Source organism: Enterobacter sp. BNK-8, from assembly GCF_048685095.1.
GTDB lineage: Bacteria > Pseudomonadota > Gammaproteobacteria > Enterobacterales > Enterobacteriaceae > Enterobacter > Enterobacter quasiroggenkampii.
In genome coordinates this window covers 1,288,912-1,309,191 of the sequence record NZ_JBLQTN010000001.1, presented here as the reverse complement: position 1 = coordinate 1,309,191, position 20,280 = coordinate 1,288,912, and the positions used below count along the sequence as shown (strand labels likewise).

At 59.1% G+C, this 20,280-nt stretch carries 18 protein-coding genes, 1 pseudogene and 1 riboswitch; of the genes and pseudogenes, 9 read left to right on the top strand and 10 right to left on the bottom strand.

The annotated features are described in order from the left end of the window. Window positions 1–16: 16 nt before the first annotated feature. On the bottom strand, window positions 17–1,258 hold the full coding sequence (agp, locus tag ACMGGU_RS06225) for a bifunctional glucose-1-phosphatase/inositol phosphatase (protein ID WP_104948910.1): 1,242 nt from the start codon (window positions 1,256–1,258) through the stop codon (window positions 17–19). Between the two features lie 152 nt (window positions 1,259–1,410). On the opposite strand from agp, the gene ACMGGU_RS06220 reads away from it, so the two are divergent. Both ACMGGU_RS06220 and ACMGGU_RS06215 read left to right on the top strand, forming a co-directional pair. After that, window positions 1,411–1,854, top strand: a complete 444-nt coding sequence (locus ACMGGU_RS06220) for a winged helix-turn-helix transcriptional regulator (protein ID WP_008499834.1) — start codon at window positions 1,411–1,413, stop codon at window positions 1,852–1,854. A 124-nt stretch (window positions 1,855–1,978) separates the two neighbouring features. Next, window positions 1,979–2,773, top strand: coding sequence for an SDR family NAD(P)-dependent oxidoreductase (locus ACMGGU_RS06215; protein ID WP_045908317.1), 795 nt, complete (start codon window positions 1,979–1,981; stop codon window positions 2,771–2,773). Window position 2,774: 1 nt separating this feature from the next. Here the strand turns inward: ACMGGU_RS06215 and ACMGGU_RS06210 are convergent, their stop codons facing one another. Continuing rightward, window positions 2,775–3,134 (bottom strand): winged helix-turn-helix transcriptional regulator, encoded by a 360-nt coding sequence (locus ACMGGU_RS06210; RefSeq protein WP_063621345.1) that lies wholly within the window; start codon window positions 3,132–3,134, stop codon window positions 2,775–2,777. 100 nt (window positions 3,135–3,234) lie between these two features. On the opposite strand from ACMGGU_RS06210, the gene ACMGGU_RS06205 reads away from it, so the two are divergent. Further along, window positions 3,235–3,984 carry an SDR family oxidoreductase gene (locus ACMGGU_RS06205; RefSeq protein ID WP_048027333.1) on the top strand — a complete coding sequence of 250 codons (750 nt, stop codon included), beginning with the start codon at window positions 3,235–3,237 and terminating at the stop codon, window positions 3,982–3,984. A gap of 1 nt (window position 3,985) precedes the next feature. Here the strand turns inward: ACMGGU_RS06205 and ACMGGU_RS06200 are convergent, their stop codons facing one another. Then, complete coding sequence (locus tag ACMGGU_RS06200; protein ID WP_111966941.1) at window positions 3,986–4,489, bottom strand: DedA family protein; 504 nt, start codon at window positions 4,487–4,489, stop codon at window positions 3,986–3,988. Window positions 4,490–4,648: 159 nt separating this feature from the next. Further along, window positions 4,649–4,818: riboswitch (M-box (ykoK) riboswitch) on the top strand. 60 nt (window positions 4,819–4,878) lie between these two features. Here ACMGGU_RS06200 and ACMGGU_RS06195 point away from each other — a divergent pair. The 5 genes from ACMGGU_RS06195 to ACMGGU_RS06175 all read left to right on the top strand — a co-directional run bounded on the left by ACMGGU_RS06195 (window position 4,879) and on the right by ACMGGU_RS06175 (window position 12,202). Next, window positions 4,879–5,880, top strand: a complete 1,002-nt coding sequence (locus tag ACMGGU_RS06195) for a magnesium transporter (protein WP_262796073.1) — start codon at window positions 4,879–4,881, stop codon at window positions 5,878–5,880. Between the two features lie 163 nt (window positions 5,881–6,043). Continuing rightward, on the top strand, window positions 6,044–7,723 hold the full coding sequence (locus ACMGGU_RS06190; RefSeq protein WP_262796072.1) for a hypothetical protein: 1,680 nt from the start codon (window positions 6,044–6,046) through the stop codon (window positions 7,721–7,723). A gap of 219 nt (window positions 7,724–7,942) precedes the next feature. Then, window positions 7,943–9,307 carry a glycoside hydrolase family 28 protein gene (locus ACMGGU_RS06185; protein ID WP_262796071.1) on the top strand — a complete coding sequence of 455 codons (1,365 nt, stop codon included), beginning with the start codon at window positions 7,943–7,945 and terminating at the stop codon, window positions 9,305–9,307. Window positions 9,308–9,346: 39 nt separating this feature from the next. Continuing rightward, a complete protein-coding gene (locus ACMGGU_RS06180) occupies window positions 9,347–10,903 on the top strand; it encodes an MFS transporter (protein WP_262796070.1) in 1,557 nt (518 codons plus the stop codon). A gap of 48 nt (window positions 10,904–10,951) precedes the next feature. Continuing rightward, a complete protein-coding gene (locus ACMGGU_RS06175) occupies window positions 10,952–12,202 on the top strand; it encodes an MFS transporter (protein ID WP_420300329.1) in 1,251 nt (416 codons plus the stop codon). Here ACMGGU_RS06175 and hpxK read toward each other — a convergent pair. The 7 genes and pseudogenes from hpxK to hpxU all read right to left on the bottom strand — a co-directional run bounded on the left by hpxK (window position 12,199) and on the right by hpxU (window position 18,547). Further along, window positions 12,199–13,437, bottom strand: coding sequence for an allantoate amidohydrolase (hpxK, locus tag ACMGGU_RS06170; RefSeq protein WP_262796068.1), 1,239 nt, complete (start codon window positions 13,435–13,437; stop codon window positions 12,199–12,201). The genes ACMGGU_RS06175 and hpxK overlap by 4 nt on opposite strands. Beyond that, complete coding sequence (locus tag ACMGGU_RS06165; protein WP_262796067.1) at window positions 13,434–14,675, bottom strand: pyridoxal-phosphate-dependent aminotransferase family protein; 1,242 nt, start codon at window positions 14,673–14,675, stop codon at window positions 13,434–13,436. The genes hpxK and ACMGGU_RS06165 overlap by 4 nt, the downstream gene beginning before the upstream one ends. A gap of 13 nt (window positions 14,676–14,688) precedes the next feature. Continuing rightward, window positions 14,689–15,425: pseudogene (locus tag ACMGGU_RS06160) on the bottom strand (amino acid ABC transporter ATP-binding protein). After that, on the bottom strand, window positions 15,406–16,062 hold the full coding sequence (locus ACMGGU_RS06155) for an amino acid ABC transporter permease (protein ID WP_071882588.1): 657 nt from the start codon (window positions 16,060–16,062) through the stop codon (window positions 15,406–15,408). Before ACMGGU_RS06155 ends, ACMGGU_RS06160 begins: the two are co-directional and overlap by 20 nt. Continuing rightward, window positions 16,062–16,727, bottom strand: coding sequence for an amino acid ABC transporter permease (locus ACMGGU_RS06150; RefSeq protein ID WP_048027626.1), 666 nt, complete (start codon window positions 16,725–16,727; stop codon window positions 16,062–16,064). The genes ACMGGU_RS06155 and ACMGGU_RS06150 overlap by 1 nt, the downstream gene beginning before the upstream one ends. A gap of 4 nt (window positions 16,728–16,731) precedes the next feature. Then, complete coding sequence (locus ACMGGU_RS06145) at window positions 16,732–17,514, bottom strand: transporter substrate-binding domain-containing protein (protein WP_262796066.1); 783 nt, start codon at window positions 17,512–17,514, stop codon at window positions 16,732–16,734. 193 nt (window positions 17,515–17,707) lie between these two features. Further along, a complete protein-coding gene (gene hpxU, locus ACMGGU_RS06140) occupies window positions 17,708–18,547 on the bottom strand; it encodes a MurR/RpiR family transcriptional regulator HpxU (protein WP_048027314.1) in 840 nt (279 codons plus the stop codon). Between the two features lie 144 nt (window positions 18,548–18,691). Between hpxU and hpxW the strand changes: the two genes are divergently transcribed. Continuing rightward, entirely contained in the window at window positions 18,692–20,275 is a 1,584-nt protein-coding gene (gene hpxW / locus ACMGGU_RS06135; protein ID WP_252077331.1) for an oxamate amidohydrolase, read from the top strand. The last annotated feature ends 5 nt before the right edge of the window (window positions 20,276–20,280 follow it).

The window sequence follows — 20,280 nt, the reverse complement described above, 5'->3', positions numbered from 1 at the left end:
AGCGGGGGGTTCTCTCTTACTTCGCCGCGTTATTCATCACCGCATTGAATTTATCGACAGGACAGAAGCCGTTCGCATCCACCGGGCAGCCCTTCAACTCCAGCGTCACGCGCTGTGCCGGAGACTGCAGCGACAGCACGCTGGCATTGCGCAACTGCTCTGAGCTCTGGTAGACATACTCAATTTTCATCAGCTCCTGGTTGGCATTTTTGTCATGCCAGCGCTGGAAGACAATCTTGCCGCCGATCGGGGTACGTTCCTGCTGATCGTGCAGCTGATACGGTTTGAAATCGAGGGCGGTAAGCAGGGAAGCAATGTTCGAATCATGCCCCACCAGCAGGGTGATTTTCGGCGCTTTCGCCTGGTCGGTAACCAGCGTTTTATCGATATATTTCACCAGCGGTTTCGCCACGTTTTGCGCCACCTCGGTGGAGGTAAACAGCGAGTCCTGATAGCCGTTCTTCAGCTTCGACAGCACGCGCCACTGCTGGTCGGTTTTGATTTCTCCCCAGGCGACCTGGTCGGCCGGGAAGCCTTCGTAATACTGCAGCGTGAACGCATCCACCAGCGAGTTGCCCACCTTCAGCGGCCCGGATACGCCAGGCTCTTTTTCATAGTCAGCGCTGAAGGTATCTTTCGCGTCCGCCAGCGAGCAGACCTTTTTCTCTTTGCAGGACGGCGAGTCGGCGTAGTTCGTCATCTGCTCCAGCAGCTTATAGCTTTCGCCAAGCTGCATTTTCTGCCGTTCCGCCTCCATCGCCTTGAGCGCTTTTTCGCGGAATTCCGGCGAATTATCGGTGATCACCGGATTAAATGTCGGATCCATGGTGCCCATTTTTTCCTGATGGTGCACGGGCACATCGCAGCCCGGGAACGCGCCGGTGATAAAGAATTGCGCAGTGGCGACGGTGCGCTGCAGGCTGTTAGCATAGGCGTAAACGCTCTCCGCCGGTGGACATTCTCCCGTCTTCACCATCCCCTGCTGCGCCAGCCACTCGCGCATGTAATGGCCCATATAGACCTCCAGCACGCCCCCTTTGGTCGTGAGCTGGCCGCCCGGCACCTCCCACTCCGGCCACTGCTTCGGCGTGGACTGCTCCAGCACGCTGCCGTTGTTAGCCAGCGGCGCGCGCAGGTTATGGCGACTCATGATTAAAACTTGCTCCAGCTGATACCCTTCCGGCGTCTCTTGCGCCTGCACGCCAAACGTTGCTGAAATGGAACCGGCGACTGCCAGCGCGAGTAGTGCTTTTCTCATCCCTAATTCCTCACTCGTTTTAAAATGTCGCGCTCAGTGTGACAGATTCGTCACAATTTTCCGGGAAGCATTTCTCAAACTGATGATTAACGTGCTTACGGTGTGTACGGATTAGTTTTATAATAAAACCATACCCCACCGGAGAATTCGCTGTGAAACGTACCCGCCTTGAAGAGAGCACCTGCCCCGTCGCCCGTTCGCTGGATATCATCGGCGACTGGTGGTCGCTGCTGATCGTCCGCGACGCGCTCCGCGGGATTAAACGCTTCGGCGAGTTTCAGAAAAGCCTCGGTATCGCAAAAAACATGCTGACCACGCGGCTCAAGCTGCTGGTAGACGAAGGCATTCTCCGGCTTCAGCCCGCCTCCGACGGCAGCGCCTGGCAGGAATACGTCCTGACCGACAAGGGACGCGCCCTGCAAACCGTGCTGGTTGCCCTGTCCCAGTGGGGCAATGAATTTTTGTTCGCGGAAAACGAATGCGGCACCGTGCTGGTCGATAGCGAACAGCGCAAACCTCTGCGTAAACTGATGCTTATCGCCGACGATGGCCGCGAACTGACGCCTGAAGAGATCGTGGCTAAACTCCCCTCCTGACCGTTCCCGACGGCAAAAGCACAAAATGATCGCCAATATGGTTGCATTATAAAACCAAATAGCCGAGAGTTAATTCAGTTTCATATTGAAACCAAATAACCCACTTTGCCTGAGGTAATACACGATGACTACGCAAATCACCACCGCCCTGATTACGGGTGCCTCTTCCGGGATCGGTGCCGTCTATGCCGATCGCCTTGCCGCGCGCGGTGCTAACCTGGTCCTGGTCGCCCGCCGCGAGGATCGCCTGAAAGCCCTCGCCGCCGACCTGCGCGCACGCTATGGCGTGGCCGTCGATATTCTGGTGGCCGATCTCACCGATGAAGCCGGGATCCGGGCGGTGGAAGACGAACTGCGCAGCAATACCGCCATCGATACGCTGATTAACAACGCGGGCACCGCGCAGATGGCACCGTTCCTCGCGGGCGAGGTGGCGCAGCATCAGGCCATTAACACCCTAAACACCACGGCGCTGATGCGTCTGACCTACGCCATCCTGCCGCGCCTGGCACAGAACAATCGCGGCACGCTGATCAATATCGCGTCCGTGCTGGCGCTGCACGTCCGGGCGGGCAGCGCGCTCTACAGCGCCACGAAGGCGTGGGTATTGAGCTTTACCCGTGGGCTACAGGAAGAATTTGCCGACAGCAGCGTGCGCATTCAGGCCGTGCTGCCCGCCGCTACCGCAACGGAGATCTGGAGCCATTCAGGCGTCACGGTGGACGATCTGCCGGAAGGATCGGTAATGACCACCGACGATATGGTGGATGCGTCGCTGGCGGGTCTGGATCAGGGCGAACCGATCACCATCCCGCCGATGCATGATGCAGGCCTGTGGGACCGCTACGAAGCGGCGCGCCTTGAGCTGTTTAGCAGCGCGCGCACCGGCATCCCGGCACCGCGCTACGTAAAACAGTAGCCTAACGCTGAAGCTGGTCGCCGTACTCGCTCATCCAGGCGGCCAGCGGCGAGAGCGCATCCTGCAGGGTTAACCCCAGCCCGGTAATCTGATACTCCACGCGCGGCGGGATCTCCGGATAGACCGTCCGCGTCACCAGCCCGCGCTGTTCAAACAGGCGCAGCTGCTTTGTCAGCTCTTTCTGGGTGATGGGGGCAGCCGCCCGCAGCAGGTCGCCAAAGCGGACAGGCGTGTTAATCACAATAAGACGATAGAGGATCGGGATCGCCCATTTGCCGGAAATCAGGTTTACAAACTGCGTCATCGGGCAGGTATAGGCCTCAGATTTTTTTTCACAGCACTCCTCCAGCATTTCAGCCATAGCACACCTCTTGCCTCTTTAGTATCCATTTGGTACCTGGTTTCCTTTCGATACTAACGTTTCTATAGTGCTTTCTCCAGTGACATTTCAGGAGAAGAACATGGGTCGTTTAACCGATAAGTATACGTTGATTACCGGCGGCACCAGCGGTATCGGTCTCGCCACCGCGCAGGCATTTATCGCCGAAGGGGCGCACGTCGCCGTGACCGGACGCAACCCGGACACCCTCGCCGAAGCAGAGCGCATTCTGGGCGATAAGGCCTGGGTGATCCCAACCGATGCGGGCGATATCGCGTCGCAAAAAGCGCTGGCGGCAACCCTCGCCGCCCGCTGGCCACGCCTGGACGCGGTCTTTCTCAACGCCGGCGACGTGACACACGCGCCGCTGGAAGCCTGGCAGGAAGAGACCTGGGACCGTCTGATGAACATCAACCTGAAGGGACCGTTCTTTTTAATCCAGGCGCTGCTGCCGCTGCTGAATAACCCATCGTCGGTGATCCTCTGCGGCTCCGTGAGCGCGCGCATCGGCCTGCCCACCAGCAGCGTGTATGCCGCGAGCAAGGCCGCCCTGCTGTCGCTGGCGCGCACGCTGTCGGCGGAACTGCTGCCGCGCGGGATCCGCGTCAACGGCCTGAGCCCCGGTCCGGTGGAAACCCCGGCCTTTACGAAAACGGGCTTAAGCGAAGAGGCGCTTAACGCAATGATGGCGGAGATCATTAAGCTGGTGCCGCTGGGCAGAATGGGCTCGACGACGGAGCTGGCAAAAGCCGCGCTCTATCTCGCCTCCGACGAGTCGAGCTACACGGTAGGAACGGAACTGCTGGTGGACGGCGGAATGGGGAGCCTGTAACTCAAAAGGCGCTGATGCCGGTGACGATGCCGACATACAGCGCCGCCCATACGCCGGCAGAGGCCAGGCTCACGCCGTAAACTTTCACCACGTTCAGCCTGAGCATGCCTGCCGCCAGCGGCACGATGTAGCGCAGTACCGCCAGGAAGCGCGCGGTGAACAGCACCAGCACCCCGTTTTTTTGTAGCTGATGCTGCACCCGCAGAAATTTACCGGCGTGTTTTGCCGTGAAGCGGGTCATCCAGCGCGTGTGCCCCATCCGCTGTCCTAAGTGGTAGTTCAGCGCCGAGCCCGCCGTTGCCCCCATCACCACGGCCAGCCACGCCAGGGCAGGATGCATGCTTGCCTGGCTGACGGTAATGCCCGCCAGCAGCATTACCGAGGCAGGCGGCAGCACGGAGGAGATCAGCACCGTCGACTTGCTCAGCGCCATCATAAATAACAGCGCGAACAGATGTGCCGGATACAGCGCAAAATGATTCAGCAGATTATCAAGCCACGCCATTTTCCCCTCCCCCGTTAATTATTTAATTCTCCATTTAAAATGAATAACCTTAAATAAACCCTCAACATTCTATTAATAATATTCTCCTAAACCGTTCTTAAACATTTTTTAAATTCCTGAGCGGTAGCGTTAAATAAGCGTATTATTCCTCTCGTTTTACAACGATCTCGTTATGGCGAGGCTCCTGTACAAATACACGTTATCGCTCTGGTAGGTTCGAGAGAATCGACACAGGGTAAAACAGGCACTGTCGAATCAAGGCTTTGTCAGTATAACTTCCCTCGCGGGATACGGTGTACAGTGCTGAACCCAGGACGTGGGGATCTCCTCTTCGACATGCCCTGTCTTGCTCGCCCCTGAGAGATTTTATTATTCAAAGGGAATTCACTATGTCTTACGCTATTCACAACCAAAACCTGGCATTCAATGACAGCGCGATCGCGCAATATATGAATACCGATTTTATCGTCCTCGATATAGCATTATGCGTGGCGCTGGCACGCGAACAGTTTTTCGAAAAATTAAAAGACGATGATATTCCGTCGCATATTTTTATCGAAGACCATGGTCGCCTGGCGGGGATGGTTGCCGTGCGCAAATTGCTGCAGACCACCGATACGGTGCAGCCGCTGAAATCGCTGATGATTTCGCAGTTTTTGCAGGTCAAACCGGAGGATGAACGTGCCGATGTTGCCGGACTGCTGGCGCACGGCGGCGCGGATGTCGTACCCGTGGTCACCCACGGCAAGCTCGTCGGCTGCCTGACCGAGCGCGAAATCGCCCATCTGCTGGAAGATGACGTCACCGAAGATGCCCAGCTACAGGGGGCGACGCTACCCCTGGAGAAGCCTTATCTGGAGACCAGCCCGTATAGCCTGTGGAAAAAACGCTCCGTCTGGCTGCTGCTGCTGTTTGTCGCCGAAGCCTACACCAGTTCGGTTATTCAGCATTTTGAAGAGGCGCTGGAGTCCGCCATCGCGCTGGCGTTCTTCATTCCGCTGCTGATCGGCACGGGCGGCAACAGCGGGACGCAGATCACCTCCACGCTGGTGCGCGCCATGGCGCTGGGGGAAGTGCGTCTGCGCGACGTGGGCCGCGTGCTGCGTAAAGAGATGACCACCTCGCTGATGATTGCCGCCACGCTGGGTCTTGCCGGGTGCATCCGCGCCTGGATGATGGGTATAGGGCTGGAAATTACGCTCATCGTCAGCCTGACGCTGGTCTGCATTACGCTGTGGAGCGCCATTGTCTCGTCCGTCATTCCAATGGTGCTCAAGCGCTGCGGCATTGACCCGGCGGTCGTCTCCGCACCGTTTATCGCGACGCTTATCGACGGTACCGGGCTGATTATCTACTTTAAGATCGCGCAATATACGCTGGGGCTGGAGTGAACGATCACGCGCCTCAACCTCCCACTGGAGGTTGAACACACCTTACTGACGAACTGAGCGGTCAGTTCGTCTTTATAAATTCCGGAACGTATTGCTCTGCTTGCGAAAGGCATAAATAAAGCGAGATAGTAGCCCTGTTTTCGTCGGACGAATGGATAGGGATATGTGGCAGACGCGAGCGGTAGAACTGAATACCCAGGCTTACTGGGACTGGAATAAAACCGGTGAACTGGTGGAGTGGGCTGTAGCCCATGGCTTCAATACCCTTATTGTCGGGCAGGCTGACCTCTTTAATCTGCTTGCCACACCGAAAGGGTATACGCCACATCACTACAATGACCGCTTATCCAGCCAGCAGCGGGCGCGCTGCGTTTATCTCAACCGCCTGGGCCAGCTGTGCCGACGTCAGGGGCTGCGATTTTACCTTCAGGCCAAAGAGCTCAACTTTCCAACCGATCTCTTGCTTTCCCATCCGCACCTGTTTGATCCCAACCAGGGTGTACGCTTCGACGTCGACTTCTGGTGCAGTTACCTTGCGGATAAGATTTCGCAGATCTGCCAGCGCATTCCGTCTCTCAGCGGCCTGATGATTGCGATTTCTAATACCGACGGATTGCTGCCAGTCTCACGCCCCAGTTGGGAGCAGCCATCAACGGAAAAACCCGCCCCGTTACAACGCGACGATCGCAGCTTCATGATTTATAGCTGCTGCTTCACTGCCCTCTCCCGCGTGATGCAGCAGGAAAATAAACATCTGGTGCTGCGTGTATTTCCGGCGGATAACCACGATCTTGGCAACGTGCTGGAGGCCATCCGTCCCTTACCGGCGAGCGTCAGCGTCTCGATCAAGCTCACCCCCGAACGTTTCTGGCCATCCTTTCCTAATAACCCCGCACTGCTGGAGGTTCGGGAGCGCGAGGTCTGGACAGAGATCGACCTTGTCGGGGAAGAGGTTGGCTGGGGCATCTTTCCATTCCCGCGTATTGATGAACTCCAGGGGCGGTTGCTCTGGTGTCGCAGTAACCCGGCCATCACTGGCGCGGTATGCAAAGTGAGCTGGGAAAGTCTGGATAACCATTGGATCATGGGTACGCTCAGCGAATGTAATCTGGTGGCCTGCAGCAGAATGCTAAGCAACGAGGGGACAACGCTGACGAAAGCGCAGCTGATGACCGACTGGCTACACGAAAGCTATGGCTGGCAACCCGACGAGCAGACCTTGGAGACATTTTGTTCCCTGCTTGAGCAAGCGGGACAGGTGTTATACAGCGCTATTTATGTCCGCAAGCACGTTTTCCATCGTCACAGCCAGGTACCCGAAAGCTATGGCCAGGCGGTGTGGAGCCTTTACGGCCAGCTAAACCGCAATTACTGGCTGCCCGGCTCAGAACGGGCAATCACCTTCGATCGCAACGATCCAGAAACGTCCGCCGCTTGCCTGTCACGTATCGCAAGGGAGAAAGACGAGGCGGGCAACGCTGCCGCCGCGCTGCAGGAAGCGGCACTGCATTTCGTAAAACGCGCCGCGTTTCCCCGCTCGCTTGAACGTCGCTGGTATGAAGAGTGGCAGGGCTTTACCCTCTATTGTCGTCTCTTTTTACATGCGCAAAAGGCGTTCTTCACGCTGCACTATGCCCGTGAGGTCGAGAACAGCTGGAGCATGCAGGAGATTAGCCATATCAATATTCAGGAGCTTTATCGATGCGCCTGTGAAATGGAGGATTACTGCCTTAAACACGCTGACGCCTCACCCGGTCTGCATGTGTTATTTGATGCCTCGCGGGTACGTGCGCTGGCTGACAGTCTGAGCCATGAATTAACGTCGCTGAAAGGGCGTTCATAACCCCTCACCTGCGTCTCTGACAACCACGATTTCTCTTTTTTGCAACACCCTTTCGGTCTGAAAAAACGCGAAATGTGACAATTTTCAATAATTAATTGTCCTGCAGAAATCAAACGTGAAGTGCTTCACCGTTACGTCAAGAAGCACCGTTTCTGCGCACTCCGGCGACGGTAAAAACGCGTTAAATCCTGGTCATCAGGTTGATGAACAGGAATGACGATGAAAATTTCTTTAGACAATGCGCCACTCGACCGCAGTGGCAATACGGTACTGACGACGCAACTGCAACAGCTTATCGATGAGATAGCCTCCGCCGGGGGCGGAACGCTTGTCGTGACGCCCGGCATCTGGCTCACCGGTACGCTGGTTTTACCCTCTCATTTTACCCTGCATCTGGAAGCCGGTGCCTGCCTGCGCGCCAGCGCAAACCCTGCCGATTACCAACATACGGAGACGGTGACGCTCGCAGAAATGTCAAACATGGCGCTCCTTTACGCCCGTGGCGGGCAGCACATCACGCTGAGTGGAGAAGGAAAAATTGATGGAGACGCCGCAAGCTGGTTTTCATCAGATGCGGATGACCAGGGCTATCGCCAGCCTAAATCACAGCGCCCGCGACTGGTGGTGTTTGAAGGCTGCGAACAGGTACGCCTGCAGGATATTACCCTGCATAACTCGCCGATGTGGACCGCTCACCTGGTGAGCTGCAACCACGTTTTTGTCCGGAACATCACCATTGATAATGACCTGGCGCTCGCCAACACCGATGCGCTCGATATCGACAGTTGCCAGCACGTCCATATCAGCGACAGCTACTTCAGCGCCGCCGACGACGGGATTTGCCTGAAAACCACCCGGAAACCCGCGGCGCTACAGCAGCCCATTCGTAACGTAACGGTGAACAACTGTATTGTGCGTTCCAAAAGCTGCGCCATCAAAATCGGTACGGAAACCTTTGCCGATATTGAGAACATCACTGTCAGCAACTGCACGATTTTTGAGTCCAACCGGGGTATTGGGCTGGTCTCACGCGATGGGGGGCGTTTTCAACGGCTGGTGTTCAGCAATATTCTGTTTGACTGCCGTCACGGCCATCCCTGTCACTGGGGAAAAGCCGATCCGATCTATATTTCGGTACGCCACCGTGCGCCAGAGGTTCAGCCTGGCACCATCGAAAACGTCATTTTCAGTAACCTTGCAGGCCACGCTGAAGGCGCGATTAACCTGCACAGCGACACGCCGGGCAACATTCGCGACGTCATGTTTAATGGTCTCTGCGTTGAACAATGCCTCAGCGACTCGCAGGAACAAGGCTTCTACGATATTCGTCCGCCGTGCAACCCCGCGCGTCCCACCGGAATGGGGCTGGACAATGCCTACAACATCAATCCGTCTACCGGCCGTGCGCATGGGGTAGAGCCCTACCCTGGCGGTATGCCCGTTTTTTACGCCAACGGCGTAAGCGGGCTGCGGCTCTGCGCCACGCACCTCTGCCGACCGGTGCCCTTGCCTGCAGGCTGGAACGCGGAAAAAACCGTCCTGCTTAACGTTCAGAACCTCATCACCGACTCCGCCTGTGCATAAAGGTGGAACCTTTGGACGACTTCGTCACTGGGGATAAAAATGATAAAAAAAGTACGTGAAATAAAACTGCAAAACTACGTTTGTTATGGTCTTGCTGATGTAATAGGCTCTGGCGCGTTCACGCTGGTGAGCGCATGGTTACTCTTCTTCCTGACCACCTTCTGCGGCTTAACGCCGATTGAAGCAGGCTCGCTGTTTGCCGTGGCGCGCATTGTCGACGTCATCATGTGTCCGCTGATGGGCTATGTCTCCGATAACTTCCATAAAACCCGGCTGGGCCGTCGTTTTGGTCGTCGCCGCTTCTTCTTGTTGGTCAGTATTCCACTGGTGTCGGTCTACAGCCTGCTGTGGGTAGAGGGGTTTAACTACTGGATCTATCTGCTGGTCTATATTCTGTTCGAAATCGTCTATTCGATGATTATTATCCCTTACGATACGCTCTCCGCAGAAATGACCTCCGATTTTAGCAAGCGTTCGAAGCTGACCAGCGCCCGTATGTATATCGCCCAACTGGCGGGATTTGCCGCCGCCTTTCTGCCGGGACGCCTGGTGGCTTATTTTGGTTCAGACTCCGCAGATTCGTTCTTTTATGCCGGCGCGATCTTCACGCTCTCATTTATGGTCGTCCTGTTCTTTGTCTACTTCGGTACCTGGGAACGCTCGCTTGATGAGATAGAGCAATGCGAGCGTCACGTTGACCAGGGGGAAAAGCAGCCGCTCCTCGCCCGCGTTCACGCCATCTGCTACGACTTCCTGTCCACGCTGAAAATAAAAACCTTCCGCTCGCATCTGGGGATGTATCTGGGCGGCTCAGTTGCCCAGGATATCTTCAATTCGGTATTCACCTACTTTGTCGTCTTCGCCCTGATGACCACCCCGGTCATGGCCTCCAACCTCCTGGCGACCATCAACGGCATGCAGTTCTTTGGCGTCGGTGTGGCAACCTGGCTCACGCTGCGTTTCTCACCCTCACGCGCGTTCGCCACCCAGGCAACACTCGCCCTTCTGGCTTTTCTCCTTTTCGGCGCGGCATGGGTAAACGGCTCTACCAGTATGGCCCTGCTCTATCTGACGGCAGGGATTGCGGGTCTGGCGCGCGGGGGGATCTACGCGATCCCGTGGAACAACTACACCTTTGTGGCGGACGTGGATGAAATCCTTACCTGCAGCCGCCGCGAAGGGATCTTTGCTGGCTTTATGAGCCTGTTGCGTAAAGCCTCCCAGGCGCTGTCAATCTTCCTGGTCGGCGTTGCGTTGCAACTCTCCGGCTTCGTTTCAGGGCAGAGCCACCAGCCGGGAACGGCCATCACAATGATCGTGATTATCATGATTGCGCTCCCCGTTGTGCTCACGCTCTGGGGGATATGGTCGGCCTTCCAGTTCAAGGTGAACAGCCGTACTCATGCCATCCTTAACGACGAGGTTGCACGCCTCAAACGTGGCGAAAAGAAAGACGCTGTCAGCGCTGAAAACAGAGCCGTGATTGAAAGTCTTACCGGCTTACCTTACGAGCAGTGCTGGGGGCAGAACACGGTGGGCCACGTCAATCGTAGCCAGATGAAATCCCGTTCGACCGTACAACTGAAAAATGCCTGATGTTCCGGGCGGGCAACCGTGCCCGCCCGGCAGGAAGAAGAGAACAACATGACTGAACATAACCTGATGATGCAGCAAGGGATATGGGCGCGGATAGGATTACCCCGGGAGCTTAGCTGGGGATTCATCGGTGTTTTTTTATTTATAACCGGAGCGACCATCGAACAAAGCTGGCTGGCTTCACTTTTGCAGCAGCGGGGCTTTGATCCTGTTGAAATTAGCCTGCTCTCATCCATCTTCGGCCTGTGCGTTGCCGCTGTCTCCTGGTTTTCCGGTATCGGAGCAGGCGTGCTGGGGGTGCGCCGGCTGATGTGGATCGCGACGGTGGTCTATTTTATCGGCTCGGTGCCCTTTATTTTTGTTGCCCTCCCCCAGAATAACTATCCGCTCATGGTCGCAACCTACGCGCTACGCGGGGTGGCTTACCCGCTGTTTGCCTACTCGTTTCTGGTATGGATAAACCAGCGCTGCGAAAGCCGTATTTTAGGCCGTGCGGTCTCCTGGTTCTGGATAGCCTTCGGTGTCGGAATGACAATTGTTGCCCCGTGGTACTCCAGCATGATGCTGGCCCGCATGGGCGAAACGGGCACGCTGTTGAGCGGCTTAGCGTTTGTTCTTTGCGGCGGGTTTTGTGCACTGGTCCTCAACCACGACCGGCCCGTTTTCAGGGACGGTTATCCGCTGAGAACAGCGCTTCTGGAGGGGATTATCGTCCTGGTGCGAGAGCCGAAAATGCGTCTGGCGGTCGTGGTGAAAACCATCAATGACATCGGTAAATTTTCGCTGGTGATCCTGATGCCGGTCTATTTACCGCAATTCGGCTTTAGCATTGCCGAGTGGCTAACAGTCTGGGGCCTGGTCAATATTGTGAATATTTTCGCCAGCTATCTGTTTGGCTGGCTGGGCGATTGCCTGGGCTGGCGAAAAACGGTGATGTGGTTTTCCGGTACGCTATGCGGCGTAGCCTCCATCGCGGTGTGTTATGCCCCCGTGCTGTTTGGCCACAGCACCCTCGCCCTGTTTCTGGCGCTCGCCCTTTACGCTATCGGCCTGGGGGCGTTTGGCCCGCTGAGCGCCCTGATCCCCACGCTGCTGCCGGAAAACAAAGGGGCGGCGATCTCCTGTCTCAACCTTGGTTCGGGGCTAAGCAATTTCGCCGGCCCCTTCATCGTCACCGTGTGCGTCGCGCCATTGGGTGTGGAAGGGACATTGTGGGTGATAGCAGTACTCTATTTCGCCGCCAGCCTGATGACGGTACCGCTGCGCCTACCGGAAACGGCGGCACGCCCGAACGCTTAAGCCGTTTCATCGCCTGCCAGTTTTTTTACCGCTCGCCCAAACGCCTCAATTGCCAGAGCGACATCCTCAGCCATCACCGATTCCGCCGGATGGTGGCTGACCCCGCCCCTGCAGCGCACAAACAGCATCCCCACCGGCCAGCGTTCCGCCAGGGCGATGGTGTCATGCCCGGCGCCGCTGGGCAGGGATAACGAGCGCCCCTGCACCGATTCCACGGCGTCACCCAGTAGGTGCTGCAAACGCGCATCGCACGGCGTGGCGGCGATCCGGTAAAACTCCTCGGCGCTGAAGCTCAGCCCGCGACGAGCGGCAATCGCCTGCGCCTGCGCCAGCAGCTTAGCGAGCAGCGCGTCAAGCGGGGCATCCTGCGGGCCGCGAATATCCAGCGAGAGCGCAACCTCGCCGGGGATGACGTTGACCGCACCGGGCAGGCAGCGCAGTTCACCGACCGTCGCCACCCGGTTGCCGCCCTGCTGTCGGGTGGTATTTTCAATCAGCACCATCCATTCGGCGGCGGCGGCCAGGGCATCCTTACGGTGATGCATCGGCACGGTACCCGCGTGCCCGGCCTCGCCGGTGAAGCGGCAGTTGAGGCGGCGCGCGCCGTTAATGGCTTCCACCACGCCCAGCGCCAGCCCTTCCTGCTCCAGACACGGTCCCTGTTCGATATGCAGTTCCAGGCAGGCGCTAAAATCGTCCTGATGACGTGCCGCGAGCGCCACGCGGGCAGGATCGAGCCCCGCCTGCACCATCGCCTGCGCCACGCTGATGCCCTGAGCATCACACGTCTCCAGCCAGCCCTGCGGCCAGGTGCCCGTCAGCCCCCGGCTGCCTAGCAGGGTGATCCCAAAACGGGTTCCCTCTTCGTCACCAAAGCCGACAATCTCTATGGCCTGCGCCAGATGCACACCCTGCTGGTGTAGACTATCCACCACTTCGATGGCGGTAAGCACCCCGAGCATGCCGTCGTAGCGCCCGGCGTTGCGTACGGTGTCCAGATGCGAGCCAAGCAGCACCGCCTGGACCCCCTCCTGCGCGCCCTCATAGCGTCCACAGATATTGCCCACGCTGTCCTGCCAGACGGTCATGCCCGCCTGGCGCATCCACTCCCCGACCAGCTGGTTGGCCTGCAGATGCTGCGTGGAGAGATACACCCTTGTCAGCGCATCCGGGGTTTCGCTGATGGTGGCCAGCGCGTCGGCGCGCGCCATCACCCGTTCTGCCGCCGGGCTCATTGCGGCGTCTCGCGGCGATAGTGGTCCCACGCGGCCTGCATGGCGGCCCCCTGCGTGGTGGTAAATTTGAGGTAGTTCAGCACCGACTCCAGCGCGCTCAGGGTAGTCATCACGCAGTCCTTGCGCGCGTTATAGCCCATGGTGCCAATGCGCCACACTTTGCCGTGCAGCGGGCCAAACGAGGTGCCGATTTCAATCCCGAAATCTTCCAGCATCAGCTTACGCACCTGGTCACCGTTGACGCCCTGCGGTATCACCACGCCCAGCACGTTGTTCATCTTGTGCTTCAGGTCGCCGAAGGTCTCCAGCCCCATCGCCTGAATCCCCTTAAACAGCGCATCGCCGTGCAGCTTATGACGCGCGATGCCGTTATCCAGCCCTTCCTGCAGGATCAGCCGCGCGCATTCGCGGGCACCAAACAGCGCGGTAGTTGCTTCGGTGTGGTGGTTCAGCCGCTCCGGCCCCCAGTAGTCCATCACCATGCCGAGATCGAAGTAGTTGGAGTAGATCATTTCCTCGTCGCCATCGCGGTGGGCGTCAGTGCGAATGCCCTCCTCCACGCACTTGCGGCGGCGGATCGCCTCTTCCATCCGCGCGCTCAGGGTGATCGGCGACGTGCCCGACGGGCCGCCGAGGCATTTCTGCATCCCGGCCGAGACGGCATCCAGCCCCCAGGCGTCGGTCTCCAGCGCGTTACCGCCGAGCGACGCGGTGGCGTCGGTGTAAAACAGCACGTCGTAGCGGCGGCAGATCGCGCCCAGCTCCGCGAGCGGCTGCAGCATGGTGGTGGAGGTGTCGCCCTGCACGGTCAGCAGCAGGCGCGGACGAATACGTTTTATCGCATCCTCGACCTGGTCCGGGGTAAACACCTCGCCCCACGGCACCTCGATGGTATGCACCTCTGCACGGCAGCGGCGGGCAATTTCGCACAGCAGGTGGCCAAAGCGGCCAAAAACCGGCACCAGCACCTTATCTCCCGGTCGAATGGCGGAAACCAGAATGGCTTCAATTCCCGCGCGGGAGGTGCCGTCCACCAGCATCGTCCAGCGGTTTTCGGTACGGAATACGCCGCGATAGAGCGCCATCACCTCGTTCATGTAGTGGGTCATGGCCGGATCGTACTGGCCGATCAGCTGGCTCGACATGGCGCGCAGCACGCGCGGGTCGGCGTTGATCGGGCCCGGGCCCATCAGCAGGCGCTGCGGCGGGTTGATTTGCGGAAAGTGTGCGATATCCATTGTTCAGTCCTTATCAGTTGAGGCCGCGCACGGAGGAGATGAACTGCTTCAGTTCCGTGGTCTGCGGGTTGGCGAACAGCGTTTTGCTGTCGCCCTGCTCCCAGACTTTCCCCTGGTGCATAAACACCACGCGGTCGCCCACTTCGCGGGCAAAATTCATTTCATGGGTAACCAGTATGAGCGTCATCCCCTCGGCCGCCAGTTGCTCCAGCACTTTGAGCACTTCGCCCACCAGCTCCGGATCCAGCGCGGAGGTGATCTCGTCGCAGAGTAATACTTTCGGCGACATCGCCAGCGCGCGGGCAATCGCCACGCGCTGCTGCTGGCCGCCGGAGAGGCTCGACGGGTAGTAATCCAGACGATCGCCAAGGCCAACCTTCTCCAGCATCTGCTGCGCCAGCGCCCGGCATTCGGCGGCGCTTTTTTCAGCACCCGACGTGGGGCGAGCATCACGTTCTCCAGCGCCGTCATGTGCGGGAACAGGTTGAAGCTCTGGAAGACCATCCCAACCGAGCGGCTGATTTCACGCGCCTGGGAATCCCGGTCGGTAATGGTCATGCCGCCCAGCTTGATGCTGCCGTCCTGATAGCCTTCCAGGCCGTTAATGCAGCGCAGCAGCGTGCTTTTGCCCGATCCGCTGCGCCCGATGATGGAGATCACCTGGCCCATGTCGATATCCAGATCGACGCCCTTGAGCACGTGGTTATCGCCGTAGTACTTCTGCACCTGATTAATGGTGATGAGAGGCATTGAATTTCGTCTCCAGATAGCGGCTGTAGCGCGACAGCGGATAACACAGAATAAAGTAGCCGAGCGCCACCAGCGCAAAGACCTTAAACGGCTGATAGGTCACGTTGGTCAGCATGGTCCCGGCCTTGGTCAACTCGACAAAACCGATAATCGATGCCAGCGCGGTGCCTTTGATCACCTGCACGGCAAAGCCGACCGTCGGCGCAATGCCGATGCGCAGCGCCTGCGGGGCGACCACGCGAAACAGGGTCTGGCCGAAGGTCAGCCCCAGGCAGCGCGACGCTTCCCACTGCCCTTTCGGCAGGGCGCGAATGCTGCCGTACCAGATATCGAGCAGAAACGCGCTGGTGTAGAACGTCAGCGCCAGCGAGGCGGCGGTCCACGGCGAAACGTCGATGCCGAACAGCGCCACGCCGAAGAAGGCCAGGAACAGCTGCATCAGCAGCGGCGTGCCCTGAAACAGCTCAATATAGCCGCGGATAATGCGCTTCACCGTGCGCCCGCCCGTCAGGCGCAGCAGCAGGAGCGGCAGCGTTACCACCGCCCCGCCGACGAACGCCACCAGCGACAGCAGCACCGTCCAGCGTCCGGCCAGCAGCAGGTTGCGAATAATGTCCCAGTCGGTAAAGGTGGTCATCATGCCTGCACCCCCAGCCATTTGCGTCCTGCCGCCATCATCAGCTGGCGCAGGGTAATCGACAGCGCTAAGTAAATCCCGGTGGTCACCAGATAGACCTCAAAGCTCAAAAACGTTCTGGACTGGATCAGGTTGGCGGCGAAGGTCAGCTCTTCATAGGAGACCTGCGACACCACCGACGAGCCGAGCATCACGATGATGCACTGGCTCACCAGCGCCGGGTAAATGCGCTGCAGCGCGGGCGGCAGCACCACGCGGATAAAGGTCTGCAGGCGGGTCAGCCCCAGCACGCGACCGGCCTCCCACTGCCCTTTCGGCGTGACCTGAATGCCCGCGCGAATAATCTCGGTGCTGTAGGCGCCCAGGTTGACCACCATGGCCAGCAGCGCCGCTTCCCCCGCCGTCATCTTCAGCCCCAGGTTCGGCAGGCCGAAGACGATGAAAAACAGCTGCACCACAAACGGCGTGTTGCGGATGATCTCCACATACCCGCCCCAAATCCGGCTGTACCAGGTGGTGCGTCCGCTGCGGATCGCTGCCCCGACAATCCCTGTTGCCAGCCCGCCGACGGTGGCCATCACCGTCAGCTGAATAGTGACCCACAGCCCGGCCAGCAGCTCCGGCCAGTGCGGCCAGAGGGCGGAAAAATCAAGTTGCTCAGTCATCGGCTCAGGCGCCAAGGTTTGCCGGCAGCGGGGCCTTCAGCCATTGCTCAGACAGACCGTTCAGCGTGCCGTCCTTAATGCCCTGCTCGATCAGCGCGTCCACTTTTGCCTTCAGGGCCGGTTCGTTTTTCTTCAGGCCAATGAAGCACGGCGAGTCTTTCAGCATAAAGCTCGGCACCGGGGCTTTCGCCGCGTTCTGGCGCGAAATGGCCGCCACCACGAGATTGCCGGTCGCCACGTACTGCACCTGGCCGGACAGATATGCCGACAGCGTGGTGTTGTTGTCTTCGTAGCGCTTCACATCCGCGTCTTTCGGTGCCAGGCCGGTCAGCACCATGTCCTCCACCGCCCCGCGCGTCACGCCGATGGTTTTTCCGCTGAGCGCGGCGGCATCCTTCAGTTCAGCCCCTTTCGGACCAAACACGCCGAGGAAGAACGGCGCGTAGGCGCGGCTGAAGTCGATTACCTTCTCGCGCTCCGGGTTTTTACCGAGGCTGGAAATGACCAGGTCCACCTTGTCGGTTTGCAGGTACGGCACGCGGTTGGCGCTGGTCACCGGCACCAGCTGCAGCTTGAGCTTCATCTCTTTAGCGAGATAGCGCGCCATGTCGATGTCATAGCCCTGCGGCTGCAGATCGGTTCCCACCGAGCCAAACGGCGGGAAATCCTGCGGAACGGCAATGCGGATGGTGCCGCGCTTCTCAATATCCTGAAGCTGGTCAGCCTTTGCCGGCAGCTGTGTGAAGAGGCATGCTGCCCCGGCCAGTGCAATCAACAATTTTTTCATGGTGCTTCCCCGTAACGTTAACATGAAACAAAAGATTCTTTGAGTGTGATTTTGCAACTAATGTGCCAGGTCAGGCGAAACGGGGGATATTGTCATAAAGCCTGATAAAGCGGGGAATGGCGAAAAGGGGGGCGCTCTTTTACGCCCCGTCTGATTGCACTGTTTTAATGCAAAGCACCAGCCTGATGCCCCATTATCGCTGTTCCAGCTCGTCCAGCTGCTGGTAGAGGGAGGCAATCTCGTGAATGCGCGGGCGGCCTTTATCGAGAATGTCATGCAGGAAGGCGTTCGCCAGCAGGTTGATCAGACTGTTGACCGACGAATAGCTGTCATAGGCGGAGACGCTGTCCAGCGGGGTGCAGAGCTGCCAGCTCGCCAGCGGGAACAGGCTGTGGGCTTGCGGCTCGCACATCAGCAGCACCGGAATACCGCTACTCTGAAGCTGCTGCATCAGCGGGCGAATGATGCGCGGGCGACGGCGAAAGGCCATCATCACCACCAGATCGTCCGGCGTTAAGTCCACCAGCTCCTCGCTCAGGCTCTGCCCCGGCTGCGGCAGCACCAGCACCTGACCGCGCGCCTGCAGAAGCTGCTGGCGCAGGTGCAGCGCCGCCGGATAGGCGTTACGCATGCCGATAATGACGATCCGGCGCGCCCTGACCATGCAGGCCATGGCGTCGGCAAACTGCTGCGCGTCGAGGGCATTGACCCACTGGGTCAGGTTTGCCATCTCTTGCTTATAGTGGCGCGCCAGCAGCGTATTGCCCTGCACCGCATCGCGATTGTCGGTGAGCGGCATCCCGCTCTGGCGCAGGGTGCGCAGCTCTTCGCGCATGTCCTTATATTTCTCATAGCCCAGACGCTTAAACAGACGGCTCACCGTGGCTTTTGATACCCCGCTCAGCTGCGCCAGCTCGGCGCTGTTGTAGCTAATGAGGTCGTCAAAATGATCGAAAATAAAATCCGCCACCCGCTGCTCCTGCGGCGACAATGACGCGTATTGTGCTTTCAGTCGTTCATCAAGCTGTTCCATAACGCCTCTGTAACGTTTGTTTCATCTCATGCTCATTATTCATTAAGCATGCCAGCTTCTGCGGCAACTGGCATGAAACTTTTTATTCAGAACTGGAACAGCTTTTGCAGCACCTTGTGACTTTCAGGGTTACGAGGACTCTTCATGCAAAGTAATGTCTCCACACACGGTATGGCGGTTGCGCCCCACCACCTCGCCAGCCAGAGCGCGCTGGCGGTGCTGCGCGAAGGCGGCAGCGCCATCGAAGCGATGGTCGCGGCGGCGGCCACCATCGCCGTGGTCTATCCGCATATGAACGGACTGGGCGGCGATGGCTTCTGGCTTATTGTGCCCCCGGAAGGCGATCCCATCGCCATCGATGCCAGCGGCGCGGCGGGATCGCGCGCGACGCTGGCCGCCTACGACGGGCTCACGCAGATCCCCCATCGCGGCCCCCGTGCGGCGCTGACCGTCGCCGGAACCGTCAGCGGATGGGACGAGGCGCTGAAGGTCTCGCGCGAGATGACCGGCAAGGCGCTGCCGCTGGCCCGCCTGCTGGCCGACGCTATTGACTATGCGCAAAACGGCACGCCGGTCACGGCCTCTCAGGCCCACGCCACGGCCAGTAAATTCGACGAACTGAAGGACGTTCCCGGCTTCGCGGAAACCTGGCTGGTGGACGGCAAGCCGCCGCAGGTCGGGAGCCGCTTTTACCAGCCCGCCATGGCCACGACCCTGACGCGCCTGGTGCAGGACGGTCTGGACAGCTTTTATCGCGGTCCGCTGGCGGAAGTGCTGGCTCAGGGCATGGAGACGCTGGGCCTGCCCGTGACGTGGGCCGATCTCAACGCGCACGCCGCCCGACGCACCGTGCCGCTGAAGCTCAAGCATCAGCAGGGAGAGATCTTTAACCATGCCCCGCCGACGCAGGGACTGGTCTCGCTGGCGATACTCGGCATTACCGATCGCCTGAACATGGCGGAGGCCGACGACGCCGACACCCTGCACCGCATCGTGGAAGCCACCAAGCTGGCCTTTGGCCTGCGGGATGCCCACATCACCGACCCGCGCGCGCTGAACACCGATGTTCAGCAACTGCTGGATCCCGCCGCCCTGCAGGCGCTTGCCGACAGGGTTGACGACAGCCGCGCGGCGCCGTGGGGAACCGGAAAAGGTCCCGGCGATACGGTGTGGATGGGGGTGATGGACAGCAGCGGGCTTGCCGTGTCGTTTATCCAGAGCCTTTATCACGAGTTCGGCAGCGGCGTGGTGCTGCCCGATACCGGCATCGTCTGGCAGAACCGCGGCGCATCCTTCAGCCTCGATCCCGCCCATCTTCTGGCCCTCGCGCCGGGCAAACAGCCGTTCCACACCCTGAACCCGGCGGCGGCGCGTCTGAAGGACGGTCGCGTGATGGTCTACGGATCGATGGGTGGCGACGGACAGCCGCAAACCCAGGCCGCGCTCTTTACCCGCTACGTTGTTCAGGGCGTCCCCCTGCAGGAGAGCATTACCCGCCCGCGCTGGCTGCTAGGGCGCACCTGGGGACAAACCTCGGACACCTTAAAGCTTGAAGGGCGTTTTTCACCCGAGACGGTCGCGCGCCTGCAGGCACTCGGTCACGAGGTGGAGCTTTTTCCTGACTTTAGTGAAGCCATGGGCCACGCAGGCGCGATTGTCCGCCACCCCAACGGGCTGTTCGAAGGGGCATTTGACCCGCGCAGCAACGGCACAGCCGCCGGATTCTGAGGAGA